The organism is Mucilaginibacter calamicampi, assembly GCF_042676765.1.
Lineage (GTDB): Bacteria > Bacteroidota > Bacteroidia > Sphingobacteriales > Sphingobacteriaceae > Mucilaginibacter > Mucilaginibacter calamicampi.
Genome location: NZ_JBHTHU010000022.1, coordinates 274,464 through 288,216, shown reverse-complemented (window position 1 = coordinate 288,216; position 13,753 = coordinate 274,464). Strand labels below are relative to the sequence as shown.

The 13,753-nt window shown below is 43.1% G+C and carries 16 protein-coding genes; 3 read left to right on the top strand and 13 right to left on the bottom strand.

Translation table 11 applies throughout. The annotated features are described in order from the left end of the window. Nucleotides 1–193: 193 nt before the first annotated feature. The 10 genes from ACFQZS_RS18810 to ACFQZS_RS18765 form a co-directional block, all read right to left on the bottom strand. Entirely contained in the window at nt 194–460 is a 267-nt protein-coding gene (locus ACFQZS_RS18810; protein WP_377102560.1) for a UBP-type zinc finger domain-containing protein, read from the bottom strand. Beyond that, nucleotides 460–2,127, bottom strand: coding sequence for an FAD-dependent oxidoreductase (locus ACFQZS_RS18805; RefSeq protein ID WP_377102559.1), 1,668 nt, complete (start codon nt 2,125–2,127; stop codon nt 460–462). The genes ACFQZS_RS18810 and ACFQZS_RS18805 overlap by 1 nt, the downstream gene beginning before the upstream one ends. A 27-nt stretch (nt 2,128–2,154) precedes the next feature. Further along, nucleotides 2,155–3,555 carry a sensor histidine kinase gene (locus ACFQZS_RS18800; protein ID WP_377102558.1) on the bottom strand — a complete coding sequence of 467 codons (1,401 nt, stop codon included), beginning with the start codon at nt 3,553–3,555 and terminating at the stop codon, nt 2,155–2,157. 246 nt (nt 3,556–3,801) lie between these two features. Beyond that, on the bottom strand, nt 3,802–4,626 hold the full coding sequence (locus tag ACFQZS_RS18795) for a TerC family protein (protein ID WP_377102557.1): 825 nt from the start codon (nt 4,624–4,626) through the stop codon (nt 3,802–3,804). 55 nt (nt 4,627–4,681) lie between these two features. Further along, entirely contained in the window at nt 4,682–5,638 is a 957-nt protein-coding gene (locus tag ACFQZS_RS18790) for a hypothetical protein (protein ID WP_377102556.1), read from the bottom strand. A 9-nt stretch (nt 5,639–5,647) separates the two neighbouring features. Then, on the bottom strand, nt 5,648–6,760 hold the full coding sequence (locus ACFQZS_RS18785; RefSeq protein WP_377102555.1) for a toxic anion resistance protein: 1,113 nt from the start codon (nt 6,758–6,760) through the stop codon (nt 5,648–5,650). A gap of 8 nt (nt 6,761–6,768) precedes the next feature. Continuing rightward, nucleotides 6,769–7,380, bottom strand: coding sequence for a TerD family protein (locus ACFQZS_RS18780; protein WP_377102554.1), 612 nt, complete (start codon nt 7,378–7,380; stop codon nt 6,769–6,771). Between the two features lie 12 nt (nt 7,381–7,392). Next, entirely contained in the window at nt 7,393–7,947 is a 555-nt protein-coding gene (locus ACFQZS_RS18775; RefSeq protein WP_377102553.1) for a TerD family protein, read from the bottom strand. Between the two features lie 4 nt (nt 7,948–7,951). Then, nucleotides 7,952–8,785, bottom strand: a complete 834-nt coding sequence (locus ACFQZS_RS18770; protein WP_377102552.1) for a phosphoribosyltransferase family protein — start codon at nt 8,783–8,785, stop codon at nt 7,952–7,954. Next, nucleotides 8,760–9,485 carry an HAD family hydrolase gene (locus tag ACFQZS_RS18765; protein WP_377102551.1) on the bottom strand — a complete coding sequence of 242 codons (726 nt, stop codon included), beginning with the start codon at nt 9,483–9,485 and terminating at the stop codon, nt 8,760–8,762. Before ACFQZS_RS18765 ends, ACFQZS_RS18770 begins: the two co-directional genes overlap by 26 nt. Before the next feature lie 337 nt (nt 9,486–9,822). On the opposite strand from ACFQZS_RS18765, the gene ACFQZS_RS18760 reads away from it, so the two are divergent. Next, nucleotides 9,823–10,224 carry an OsmC family protein gene (locus ACFQZS_RS18760; RefSeq protein WP_377102550.1) on the top strand — a complete coding sequence of 134 codons (402 nt, stop codon included), beginning with the start codon at nt 9,823–9,825 and terminating at the stop codon, nt 10,222–10,224. A gap of 40 nt (nt 10,225–10,264) precedes the next feature. On the opposite strand, the gene ytxJ is transcribed toward ACFQZS_RS18760, so the two are convergent. The 3 genes from ytxJ to ACFQZS_RS18745 form a co-directional block, all read right to left on the bottom strand. After that, entirely contained in the window at nt 10,265–10,597 is a 333-nt protein-coding gene (ytxJ, locus tag ACFQZS_RS18755; protein ID WP_377102549.1) for a bacillithiol system redox-active protein YtxJ, read from the bottom strand. 231 nt (nt 10,598–10,828) lie between these two features. Beyond that, nucleotides 10,829–11,323, bottom strand: coding sequence for a 6,7-dimethyl-8-ribityllumazine synthase (gene ribH, locus ACFQZS_RS18750; protein WP_377102548.1), 495 nt, complete (start codon nt 11,321–11,323; stop codon nt 10,829–10,831). A gap of 131 nt (nt 11,324–11,454) precedes the next feature. Next, the gene (locus tag ACFQZS_RS18745; RefSeq protein ID WP_377102547.1) at nt 11,455–12,132 is read right to left on the bottom strand and encodes a tetratricopeptide repeat protein; all 678 of its coding nucleotides are present in this window, start codon (nt 12,130–12,132) and stop codon (nt 11,455–11,457) included. A gap of 140 nt (nt 12,133–12,272) precedes the next feature. Here ACFQZS_RS18745 and recF point away from each other — a divergent pair, with 140 nt between their 5' ends. Next, on the top strand, nt 12,273–13,373 hold the full coding sequence (recF, locus tag ACFQZS_RS18740; RefSeq protein ID WP_377102546.1) for a DNA replication/repair protein RecF: 1,101 nt from the start codon (nt 12,273–12,275) through the stop codon (nt 13,371–13,373). After that, nucleotides 13,366–13,656: a DUF721 domain-containing protein gene (locus ACFQZS_RS18735; protein WP_377102545.1), complete on the top strand. Its 291-nt coding sequence runs from the start codon at nt 13,366–13,368 to the stop codon at nt 13,654–13,656. The genes recF and ACFQZS_RS18735 overlap by 8 nt, the downstream gene beginning before the upstream one ends. Nucleotides 13,657–13,753: the final 97 nt, after the last annotated feature.

Sequence of the window (13,753 nt, the reverse complement as noted above, 5' to 3'; positions counted from 1 at the left end):
GCTGACTATCATTGCCTTACAGGCAATTCATAGCTAAACTCCCATACGAATAAGTGTGTTGCAAAGTGTTGCGTGTTTAACCATGCAATTGTGATAACTTATTAACGATAAGCTAGTTGAAAAAAACGCTGTTGCAAAGTGTTGCATCTGTTGCTATTTATATCTGCAACATTTCATCATTCACGCTTCACAATCAATACTCTGCAAAAACCTCATCCGGATGGCACCATAACCAGCGCTCGCCGGGTTGCGCCGAGGAGATAACCGGGTGGCCGGTTTCGTGGTAGTGCGCAGTCATATGCTTCATGGGCGAATCATCGCAGCACAGGGTTACGCCACACGTTTGGCAAGTGCGCAGGTGCACCCAGCGGCCATGGTTTTTGATACAGATCTCGCAAACCAGTTCATCCGCTACCTTAAGTTCAGTAAGTGCCTCTATGTGCGTGCATGTATTTGCCATTATTTTACCTCCGCTAAATATTTGTGTACAAAACTAATAGCCATTGAGCCTTCGCCCACGGCTGAAGCAACACGGTTCATGGCTCCGGCCCTAACGTCGCCTGCGGCAAATACGCCGGGGCAGCTGGTTTCTAACAGATACGGGTCTCGTTTTTGTTTCCAGATCCTGTCAAAATCGCTGTTCAACTTCAGGTCTCGCCCGGTTTCAACAAAGCCGCGGTCATCCTTAATAATATCAAGTCCCAACCAATCGGTAAAAGGTTTGGCGCCAATAAAAATATAAAGGGCATCGGCTGTCTTGCGGGTGATCTCGTTTGTTGACAGGTCCTGTATATCCAAATGCTCCAATCTTTCTGAGCCATAAGCCGAAGTGATCTCTGTTTTAGGCATTACATGGATGTTGGACTCACCTGCTATCTGGTCAATCAAATAAGCCGACATGGTATAACTCAAACTATCCTTACGGATAAGGATATATACATTTTTAGCAAACTTAGACAGGTACATGGCTGCCTGCCCGGCAGAGTTACCGCCGCCAACTACATAAACTTCTTTATCACGGCAGGCCGTAGCTTCCGTCATAGCGGCACCGTAGTAAATGCCTGCACCGGTAAACTGGCTCATGCCTGGGGTTTCCAGCTTGCGGTAATCAACCCCGGTGGTAACTATTACACTGCGGGTTACTATATCTTCGGCATCTTCCATTACAATGCGTTTGTAACCATCCTTTTGCTGTATAGCCTTAACCGTTTGCGGCGAAAGGAACTCGGTGCCCAAACGCGCGGCCTGTGTCATGGCCCGGCGGGTTAACTCCGCTCCGCTTAAACCCGTAGGGAAACCCAGATAATTCTCAATCCGCGAACTTGTGCCCGCCTGCCCTCCGGGTGCGCGCCGCTCTATCAGCAAAGTTTTTAAACCTTCGGAAGCGCCATAAACGCCTGCCGCCAAACCAGCGGGACCAGCGCCTATTATCACCACATCATATATATCCTGGCGTTGTATCTGTGGGTTAAGGCCAATCCTGTCGGCAATCTCCACAATGCCGGGGTTGGTCAAAAATTTGCCGTCCTCTAAAAAAACAACGGGCAGATCAGAAGCCGACAGGTTGTTGTGCTGCATCATCTTCTCCGCCTCTTTTTCTGTTTGCACGTCAAGCCATTGGTAAGGTACCAGGTTGCCGGCCAAAAAGTCTTTCAGCTCATGCGATCGCTGCGAGTATTGGTAACCAATTACCTTAATGCCTTTAAAAACGGGATGATAGTCGCATTGCCAGTTATCCAACAGATCATCAATAACCGGGAACAGTTTTTCCTCGGGCGGATCCCAGGGTTTAATCAGGTAGTAATCCAGCTTAACGGCATTGATAGCCTGTATAGCGGCATCCTTATCGGCGTAAGCAGTAAGTAGCACCCGTTTTGCTTCGGGGAAGTACTTGAGCGCCTTTGCCAAAAAATCAACACCCGGCATATCGGGCATGCGCTGGTCTGATATAAAAAGAGCGATGCTCTCGCCTTTGTTACTCAGATCGAGCAAGCTATCTAAAGCTTCCTGTATGTTGGTGGTACTTAAAATTCTATAACCCTCGCGGTAGCGGCTTTTCAGGTCGCGGGTAATGGCCCTTAAAACCTGGGCGTCATCGTCAATACAAAATATGATAGGTAAACTCATTGTGATATAAAGATACAAATAGGCTTGTTAACCATTAAACGGAAACTCAACAATAAAAACCGTGCGCCCCGGTTCTGATTCGATCTTAATTTTGCCATTGTGCTGCTTTACAATGTTGGTTACTACATCTAAACCCAGGCCTGTGCCTTTTCCGGCTTCCTTAGTGGTAAAAAACGGATCAAAGATGCGGCTTTTAATTTCCTCAGGGATTCCCGGGCCATTGTCAATAATGCAAACCTGCACACATTCCTTAGCGCGGCCGGTTTTAATTTGCAACACCGCGTTATCGCGTCCATCCATAGCATCCAACGCGTTATCAATCAGGTTGGTCCAAACCTGGTTTAGTTCGCCAATCATGGCATTAACGGGGGGCAGCGTAGTATCAAATAACTCTTCTACCTTAACATTACCGTGTTTTATTTTATGCTGAAGCATGGTTAGCGTATTACGAATGCCGTTATGGATATCTGCATATTGCTTACCATGCCCCTGATCCATATGGGTAAAGGTTTTTACCGCGCCCACCAGCTCGGCAATACGGCGGGATGCTTCTTCAATATCTATCACCATTTTTTCGGTAACCAGGTTGTTGTTGATCCAGCCAAAAACGGATGAAAGCGCTTCCTGTGGAATGTGCTTCTTGAAATCATCCAGGTCATCAACAGAAAAACCAAAATCAACCAGGCTTTCCGCTATCTCCTGACTGTTTTCTACCTCGTATTCGTCCAGCCAATCCAGTACGTCATCTTCTCTCTCTGAACGTTCCATCATGCTTAGGGTGGGCTTTTCATCTTTGCATACTACCGAGAACAGTTTATCGCTAACGTATGTAACATCATCAACACTCAGCTTAAGGGCCATTACCCGTTTAAAGGCATCAGGGACCAGCTTTAGGTGTTTTAAAAGCGAGACAGAACCACGTACTACTGCCGATGCCGGGTTATTCAGCTCGTGCGCCAGTCCGGCAGATAGCTTACCCAACGCCATCATCTTTTCGTTTTGCTGCTGCAAGGCCGTAAAATCGCGGATGCGGTTGGCCATAACGTGCACCAGGGCCTGCGTCAGCTCAAACTGACTGCGGATCATTGATTGTTCCTGTTCTATCGGGAAGAACAAAACAGTTAGCGTTTCTACAACTTCGGCATTGCCAATGGTTATCTTCCCGCGCGAAAAAGGTAAATGCCCGGTAATATCCTGAGCTTCGAACACAGCAACCTCGCGCATTTCTTTGCCTTGGGGCATGCATAGGCGAAAGCTTCCGTCAACAACAATATAAGTGCCTTTTATCGGGTTATTGGGTACAAAAACACTGTCGCCTAATTGCAGCGTTATTTGCTCGCTTCTATCCAGAAACCATTGTAATTGTTCAAGCGGCACATCTTTAAGGGCATCAATGCTTTGCAGCCATTGGGCGGTAACTTTTTCCATAAGCAATGTTATGGTATAAAGTTATGGGGAAAAGTTGAGAGTTTTAGGGATACGATCCTATGAGGTGAAAATTAAACCTCGTTGTCATTTCGATTGAGCGGGGTGGGACTGTGCGGCTGCGCGAAAGAGAAATCTTTTCAAATTGATTAGCCGCCGGTCGCTTCGAAAGGATTTCTCTTTCGCGCTCTTCTCAGCCTTTCCGCACGTGCTCTATCGAAACGACATTGAAGTTTGTTATTGTTGTGCCTAACTCTTATCCAAAACATCCTCTGCTGCTTCAGCAACTTCGGGTTTGGTAATGTTTTTTCTGGGATAGTTAAAAAGTATAGAAGATAATACAGGCAGTATAAATATAACTACGGTGAAGATAGACACATACATATCCATTTGTTCACCAGCAATAGCATGGGTTAACGGTGTATTTGAGTAGAAAAATGATGAAGGGTCAGTAATAATTGATGATGTTAGCTTAATGCCTAACACGCCGATCACTATAAAAGCAATGGCTTCTAGAAAGGTAAACTTCTCCATCAGCTTTACAAAAGCCTGTGCCACAAAACGCATGGCCAGTATGCCAATGAAAACACCGGTGTAGATCAAAAACACGTGGTCTGTAAATGCTACGGCCGCAAAAACGTTGTCAATAGAAAAGGCCAGATCCATTAACTCAACCAGCGCCACCGTGGCCCAAAACGGCCCGATCAGTCCGACTGTTGATTTGTACAACCAGCTTTCGTCTTTGTTAACAGCTTCTTCCTCACCTTTTTCTGCAGATTTATTTTTGAAGTAACTAAATGCCAGATAAATAAGGTACAAACCGCCTAATGGTTTTAACCACCACACCTTAACCAGCCACGACGCCAGCAGTAAGCAAATACCGCGGAAAACATAGGCCCCGATAATACCATACCGTAATGCTTTATTGCGCTGCTCTTTAGGCAGGTCAAGCACCATTGTTGCCAGTACCGCGGCGTTATCAACAGATAAAAGGCTTTCAATAACTATCAGGTTTAATATAATAAGCAATCCTGCTTTTATGTCTTCGCCTAAAAGCGAATGTAAAATGTCCATGTATTAAGCTATATTTTTGTGTTAGACCAACAATACAAATATCTGTTACAATATGCTAAATGATATCGGTATTCAGCATGGTTTTTAAAATATTTGCCTGCGCGTCAAAGCCGGCAATATTTTGCAGGAAGTTAATATCGGTAATTTTTTTATAATTCTCTGCTAACAGGGAGCTTACCTCTTGCGGGATATTGATGCGAGCTAAACTCGCGCTGCTTTGCAGTTGGTCGTTTTTGTCTAATAGTTCCTGTATTATGCGCTCGTTGCGGGTTACTTCCGTGGCCTGGTCAATCGTATTTAAAACGGCAGCATCGCAAAGCAAAAACAAATGGCGCGAAGGGTAGAACAGGTAATAAGTGTCCTCGTCAATAAACTTATAAACCTCAAGCGCCAGGTTGCCGGTTTTTAGCCCGCAGTAAAACTCCGTACGGAAATCGTGCTTGCAGGCCTTCCCCATTAACTTACGCTCAATAACGGCGCTGGCGTTGGTGTAAACTTCGGCTGGCTGGTAAGCGGTAAGGTCGCCCAGCATTTCCGTGCTGATATCAAAAAAATAATCCTGCGCGTAACGAGCGCTAAAGGCGTTTATGTTTTTAGCAAAGGGATACTCTTGTCCATCAGCAGATAGCAGCTCATACAGTTTGCGTAATGACGTATTGATGCGCAGGGCCTGCCGTTGCTTGTCGTTATTAAAATCCGCAAAATTAAAATCGCTGTCCTTTACACTTTGGATCAGATCTTTGTTAAGCTGTATCTCTTCAAACAGCAAAGACGTATTGCGCTCATTGATCTTCTTTATTTTTTTAAGCAGATCAATTACCGCCGAAGTAAACTGCACATGGAACAGCTCCAGCTTGTTAATGTCCAGCTCCGCGTTAGTTTCGTACAAACGATGAATAACCTGTGTACGCAAGTAGATCTTATAAACTATTTCGTCTTCAAAAAAGGCGGATAAAAGGTGTAGTTTATTTAATAATCTTGTCGACTCGCGTAATATCGGGTTGTCATCCATGCAGCATCATCAGCTTACGTTGGTTACGTTCTTTCTTAATTCGGTTTCCAGGGTTTGTAATTCGGTATTTAATAACTTGCGGTTTTGTGTGCCTTGCTCGTGTATTTGTTTTACCTCGTTCAGCGTTTCAATTAGCGATTGCGTAGTACGTTTTAACGTATCTATTGACACCACTGTTTTTTCATTCTCCTTAGCAACATCAATACTGTTCTGCTTTAACAGGTCGGCATTTTTTTGCAGGATGGTGTTAGTAGTATCAGATATTTTGCGCTGCATCTCTACATTGGCTTTTTGCCTTTGTAAAGCTACTGCAATAGTAAGCTGATTTTTCCAAACCGGGATGGTTGTTGATACAATTGATTGCGCTTTTTCTGCAATAGATGTATTATTGTTCTGCACTACGCGTATTTGCGCTAATGATTGCAGCATAATAAACCTTACTATCTTCATATCAGCCAGGCGCTTATCCAAACGGCTGCAAAACTCGCGCAGATCGGCAATTTCATAATCCTGGTACGCTGTAGGGTTGGCTTCCATTTCGTCCAGCTTCTCCATCAGCTCTTTGTATTTCATTTGACCGGATATGATCAGTTCTTCCATCTGGTGGATGTACTGCACATTACTGTCAAACATGGTTTGCAGCGAGCTATTGTCTTTTATCGCGTTTAAGCGCCCCGCTTTTACCTTGTTGGTGATCTTATCTACGTTGTTAACAACCAGATCATACTTCTGGAACATTTTTTTTACGTCTGTAACCAGGTTTTTGATGAAAGGGATCTTTGATAAAAACGTTTTGAATGAGTTTTGTTCCAGTTCATCAACGTCAATATAGTTCAGCTCAACCAATAGCTCGTTGATCAAGCCGCCAACCTCGCCAGAGTTGTAGGTACGTACCGATGACAGGAACTGGTTACTGTACCGTTCCATAGAGTTTTGTACCTCAACGCCATAGTTTAATATGGAGTTAGCATCAGCGGGACTTAGGTCTTTGCTTAAAGCCGAGTATTTGCTTATATCCTCGGGCGTGGCCTGCGTAAGGTCAACATTACCCTCTTTGTCTATCAGCTTTACGGCTGTTATTGGTGCAACAACCTGCTCGGTACTGTTTGGTGTAGGTTCCATTGCTTCTACTATAAATATTGTTGTGTAACCGTTTGAACGGTTTCTTGTAATTTTTTGTCTTTTGTAGGCTCGCCTATGGCGTTAAACTTCCATTCGCCATTACGTTTGTAAAATACCCCTAACACCATAGATACATGCCCTGCAAAGTTGCCGCCGGCAATGTTATAGGTAGCAAACACTTCGTTAACGCGTTTCGGTGTTCCTTCGTAAACACGCAATGATGCAAATGGTATGCTGCCAAAATCCTGTCCGCGGAAGCTGTTTAATACAAAAGCCACATAGGTTGTGGTTGGCTCCAATGCGCCAAGGTCAACAGTTATAACTTCGTTATCTAAACCGTCGTCGCCGCCCATGTCACCTGTAAGGTCATCGCCACTGTGTTTTACTGATCCATTCTTTGATTTTAAGTTGCCGAAGTAAACTACCTCTTGCAGCCCCTTGCCTTCATTAAATAGTGCGCAGCTTGCATCCAGGTCCACAGCTTCTTTTTTACCGCCGAAACCAAACAGTCCTTTTTTTTCTATAGCGCCCCAGTTAATGCCTACACATATATTTTGCAGCTTGCTGCCGTTGCTTTTTTCAAGGCTAATGCGCTGCCCTTTTTCTAAATTGATTGCCATTGCTGTTTAGGTTTAGTTGTATTTGTTTAAATAATCCTGCAGGCCGCCTTTCATGCCGGCTCCAACAGCTTCAAACTTCCACTCGTTATTACGCTTGTAGATCCGGCCAAATTCAACCGCCGTTTCAATAGAAAAATCTTCTTCCAGCTCGTACTTAAGCAACTCCGCATTGCTTCCTGTATCAAATATACGGATAAACGAATTGCGCACCTGGCCGAAATTCTGCCTGCGGTTAGCTGCTTCGTGTATAGTAACTACAATACAAATCTCTGATGCCTGCGGCGATATTTTAGAAAGATCGATCTTGATCTGCTCATCATCACCATCACCGTCTCCGGTCAAATTGTCGCCGGTATGCTCAACAGCACCATCAGGCGATTTTAGATTATTGTAAAAAACAAAGTGTTCGTCGCTTAAAAGCTTTTTGTTATCACCCATAATAAAAATGGATGCGTCAAGGTCAAATGCAGCACCGGTTGATGAACTGTTGGTATCCCATCCTAAACCGATGGTAAACTTTGGGGCCGAAATAGATTCGCGCTGCCCTTTTTGCAAATTTATAGCCATAGTGTTATGCTAACTTTTTAATATTGGTAACTAATTGGTTTTTAATATAATTTAAATTGGGCTGGTAGCTTTCCATTGTATGGTAGCTGTTGCCCAGCGCCATATCGTATAGTTCGTTTATAAATGCCTCGCTTTTGTTCTGCAAAAACACGCAAAAGCTTTCGTGCTCATAGTTTAGTATGTATTTAACTATGCGGGTATTGATACAAAAATTGCCGCTGGTTATAATATCATCCAGATCAAAAATAGTTTGAACGCTAAAATAATTCAAATAATTTTCAACGCTGGGGTGTATGTTGTGATTTACAAGCTCGGCAAAATAAAGCATATAAACCGGATTATCCAGTTGATACTCCTCAATCATTTTTTTGATCATGCGCTCGTGCCCGCCGGTAATTCTAATATCATCTAAAAACACTAACGTTTTACCCGTTAAAAACATTTTATCAATGTGAAAAGAATCGTTACCTATGAGTTGCAAACGCTGCTCGGCATCCAGCTCGCCGTAATCTTCTTTATAGGTAATAGTTCTGTGCACTTTACACTCCTGCACCACAGGCATATTGTGGCGCGCAAGCCAACGGTTTATGGTAGATACAAAATGATTTTTTAGTGTAAAGGTTGCGGTTGGAATGAACGAATACGGGCTGGAAATAACAACTATTTGCTCGTGCCCTAAAAAGCCCGTCAAATGTTCTTTTATAAAGCCGGCAGCCAGTGCCGCGCCAAAGTGGCGGGCAACTTCACCATCGCCAAACTTAAACCGGCTGTAATCTGCAGCACTAAAGCCAAAATCGGCCGTAGTGCTTATATTATGTAGCGAGTAGGTGATGTGCATTGTTAATTATATCAGGGAGGTAAATGTTGTTTGAGTTGATAAGGCAGCTTTGCAAGCCTACGGCCTTAGCTCCGCCTACGTCTGCAATGGCGTTATCGCCTATGTGTATAACACGGGTCACGTCTATTTGCGTATGATGAGCGCTCAGTTGGTCAAGCATCATTTTAAACAATTGCGGATTTGGTTTTGACATCCCAACTTCATCAGAGTAAAGCTGGAAATCAATATACCTATCTATACCAATTTGATTTAAAACCTTGCGTAATGTTACACCTTTAATAAAACCGGTATTGCTGAGTATGCCCGTGGTGGCCTGGGTATTTTGTTTAATATGGGCAAGAGTGGCCAAAGTGCGGTCGCAAAAAGCCTGCGGCAGGTATTCAAAAACCAACGCTTCCATATCTGTGTAAACCTTTTCTATATCAATTTGCCATACTCTGGCATCCCCATCATTCATTATGCTAAGTACCATCAGGTACATCTCATCCGCGTCAATATTCTTTCCGGTTTTTTCATTGATCAGATTACACATAATATCCACCTGCCTGAAAGTGTGCTTAACACCATCAAGCGGCAGGTTACGGTAATTAAAATGTTGATGAAAATACGTTGCCCGTTGTTCTTTAAATGCCGGATTTGAGCGTATAAGCGTGAGCCACAGATCAAAAGAAAAATGCTGATAGTTGCCTGTTAAAAGCATGTGGGGGTGCTAAAGTTTTCGTAATGTATAAATTATTTTAGCAGCAGGCAAAAGTTTTTGTGGGGATATGTTAACAATTGTAGGGAACTATTAGTATTGAAGGTAATACTTAAAGGAAAGATTTTTTATAGCGATGGGTTTGAAACAAACCCCTTCCTTGGGGAAGGGTGCGGCTGTCTGTGAGGTGGCGGGAAGGGGTTAGCACCGCGGACTCACCCCCCTACACCCTGCCAGGGGAGGGTATAGCACAGCCCTATGCTTTATTCATATGTTTACATCGCGCAAATTTTGAAACCCATCGCTATAAAATTAAATTTGCTCCATATTTACATTTATTATGGCAACTATAAATACTACCTACCTTGGCGGATTGAGAACCGAGGCGACACACATACAATCCGGCACTACTATTTTAACAGACGCACCGGTTGATAATAAAGGAAAGGGTGAGGCTTTTTCGCCAACAGATCTTTTAGCCGAAGCGTTGGCCAGCTGTATATTAACCACTATGGGGATAGCAGCTGATACGCATGGTATTGACATAAACAACACCACTGCCGAAGTAACCAAAATAATGGCTCCTAACCCGCGTCGTGTTGCCGAAGTTGTGGTTGCGCTAAAATTCCCGAAAACTTATTCGGAAAAAGAAGTTAAAATTTTAGAACACGCTGCTACTACCTGTCCGGTTGCGGTAAGCCTGCATCCGGATGTAAAAAAAACAATTGATTTTGGCTGGTAAACTGATTCAACAATTTTAACGCGCGCTGCCGTTGGGAATATTAATCCCCAATTTCGCCAATTGCTTCCTCAACTGATATGCCTCCGTGCGACTGGTCGAGGATGCATTCGCCGTCTTTTATCAGTAACAATTGAGGCGATTCGTGATGAACCTGGAATATTTGGGCTACCTGGTTAGAAATATCGCGGTAGCGGATAAGATCAAGAAAGTAAAGGGGCATATCGGCAGGCAGATCCTCCCAGTCTAACTCAAAGCGTCTTTTTGCCATCATACTGATGGAGCAGCGGGTGCTGTGCTTAAAAATAAGCGCGTAGCCTTGCTGTTGCTTAATTTGATTCAGCTGTTCCGGCGATTCCAATTGTGTCCAATTCATAATGTTACAAATATAAAAACGGGCAAATTGTTCTCGGTAATTGCAAAGTCAAACCTTACGCAATTGCACCATGAAAAGAAATATGTAAGATTATCTGCGGCCGCGTGGGTAGGTACTGTAAGCCGGGCACAGCCTGTTAGAGCAGGAAGCTATGGTGCCAAGCGCAACCACAACAAGCAATATAAACGCAATTTTTTTCATTCGTTGGGGAATTTTCTAATTATACGCAAATTATATGCCTAAGGTTTTAGCAAGCGCTGTCATTTTTATGGCAGTTACCGCGGCCTCTATCCCTTTATTGCCGTGTTTACCACCCGCGCGGTCAACGGCTTGCTGCTGATTATCGGGGGTAAGCACTCCAAATATAACAGGTTTTGAGTATTTAATGGCAACGTTGCTCAACCCATTGGCAACAGCATCGCAAATAAAATCAAAGTGTCGTGTTTCGCCTTGTATAACGCAGCCCAAACATATAACGGCATCTACTGCGGTGGCCTTCAAAACCATGTCAGCCGCTGCTGTTAATTCAAAACTACCGGGTACCCAGTGTGCCTGTATATTTTCCGGCAAGGCACCGTTATCAACCAAAGCCTGGTAGGCGCCATTGTACAACGCTAAAGTAACCTCGGTATTCCACTCCGCAGCAATAATAGCAAAACTAAAAGGTGCTGCCGATGGGATGGTTGTTCCTGAAAAATCTGATAAATTTTTTAGCTGGGTAGCCATTTTGATTTCGGATTTCGGATTTACGATTTCGGATTTAACAGTATCCGGAATCGTAAATCTATCATTGAACTATAGTTTAGTATTTAACAATTAAACAAATTCGAAATTGAACATCCGAAATTCGAAATCAATTACAACTTCGCTTCTACACGCGCTATATAAGCATCAATGCTTTGCGCTTCGGTGCTGGTTGGGTAATCCTTCTTTATACTTTTATAAGCATCCGCAGCATCCGCGTTTTTGTTGGTTGCTTCGTAAACAAGACCCAGTTTTTTCAAATATAGCGGCGATAAAAAGTCGTTACCGGCTTTATCTACCGCTTTTTTAAAGTACGATGTAGCGTTCTCGTAATCTTTTAATTCCACGTACGCGTCGCCGGTGCTGCCTAAAGCCTCTGCGGCTATCATGCTGTCATCCCCTCTGTAATCGCTTAGGTAGTCAATCGCTTTATGGTATTCGCCTTTATTAAGATAAGCTACACCTAAATAAAAGTTAGCCAGGTTAGCCGCCTTGGTGTTGCTATATTCGCTTATTATTTTTTCAAACCCCGGGTAACCGGCATCGCCCTTAATTGCTTTATCCCAATCTTTTTTAGCCCATGACTCCTGCGCCACACGCATTTGTGTTGATGCGGTAACTTCGCGAGGTGCTAAATATAGTTTTTGGTAAAGCACATATACAGCTATCATAACAACAACTGCTGCTACTATAAATGTTAAACTTTTTTGGTTTTCCCTTGTAAAACTACTTACGTTACCCAAACCTTTATCATTCAATGGTTTTTGGGCACTTTGTTGGGTTTTTGACATTGTTATTCTAAATTAAAGTTTGCAAAACTACACTTTTTAAAAAGCTTTAGCAATAGCATTTTATTTTAAGTATACAGCCTGCTTTTAAGTGCTATACTACGCTAAAGCCCGCTTGTAATTACTAAATTTGAACTTTCTTTATGCATTTACAGCAACTTTCTGTTATCAATTTTAAAAATTACACCGAAGCCGGATTGTTATTGAGCGATGGCGTAAATGCTTTTTTAGGAGATAACGGTGCCGGAAAAACCAACCTGCTTGATGCCATACATTACCTGGCTTTGTGTAAAAGCTATTTTAACCCCATTGATAGCCAGCAGATAAAGCAGGATGCCGATTTCTTTATAATAACAGGAACATTTAGCCGCAACGGGCAAACCGAAGCTATTGCATGCTCCGTAAAGCGCAATCAAAAAAAGCAATTTAAACGGAACAAAAAAGACTACCCGCGCCTGGCAGATCACATTGGTTTGCTGCCGCTGGTAATGGTGTCGCCTAATGATGTGAGTATTATTGTGGAGGGAAGCGAGGAAAGACGCAAATTTATTGATAATGTTATATCGCAAACAGACAACGGCTATCTTGACGAATTAATTGCCTATAATAAGGTGTTGATTAACCGTAATGCGCTGTTGAAAGCGGCTGCTGATACCGGGCGATACGACCAAAGCCTGCTGGAGATATTTGATGAGCAGCTAACTTCATCAGGAAAGAAGATATTTGAAAAACGAAAGGCATTTATGGAGGCCTTTACCCCGGTTTTCAATAGCCATTACAGGTTTTTAACCGGCGAGGCAGAAAATGTAGAATTGATCTATGAGTCGCAATTACTGCAGATCGACCTTGAAACATTATTAAGAAAAAGCGCTGAGAAGGATAAAGTGCTTGAGCGTACCACCTGCGGCGTTCATAAAGATGATCTGCTGTTCTACATACATGGCATGCCCATTAAGAAATTCGGATCGCAGGGGCAACAAAAATCATTTTTAATAGCGTTAAAGCTGGCACAGTATACATTGCTTCAGCAAGCTAAAGGATTTAAGCCCCTATTGCTGCTTGATGATGTTTTTGATAAGCTGGACGATAAGCGCGTGGAGAAATTAATGCAGATGGTATCTAACCATGATTTTGGGCAGGTATTTATTACTGATACGGGCTATAACAGGGTTAAGCAAATATTTGAAGACATGCAGGTTCCTGTTAAATTATTTAAAATAGCACAAGGCGAAGTAGATGCGTAAAACAAACGACAAGTATTTAAAGGAGGCCCTGGAGCAAATGCTCAAGGTTTACAAAATAAAGCGCCGTTTTGACGAAACAGCAATTGTGGCGCATTGGCCGGATATTGTAGGCAAAGCAGTAGCTAACCGCACAAAAGAGCTTTATGTACACGACAGAAAGCTATTTCTGCGTATAGAATCATCAGTAATAAAAAATGAATTATTATTAATGCGGGGGCAAATTATAGAAAAGATAAATACGGAAGCCGGCGACGAACTTATAAATGATATTGTCTTTCTCTAAGCAGCTTGGCTGATGGCCTTGTGTAAAGCTCGTCCCTTATTAAAGAATAACCAACCAAAGTAACTCCCGGTGTTAAAAAAGCCAGCTGAACTTCTGG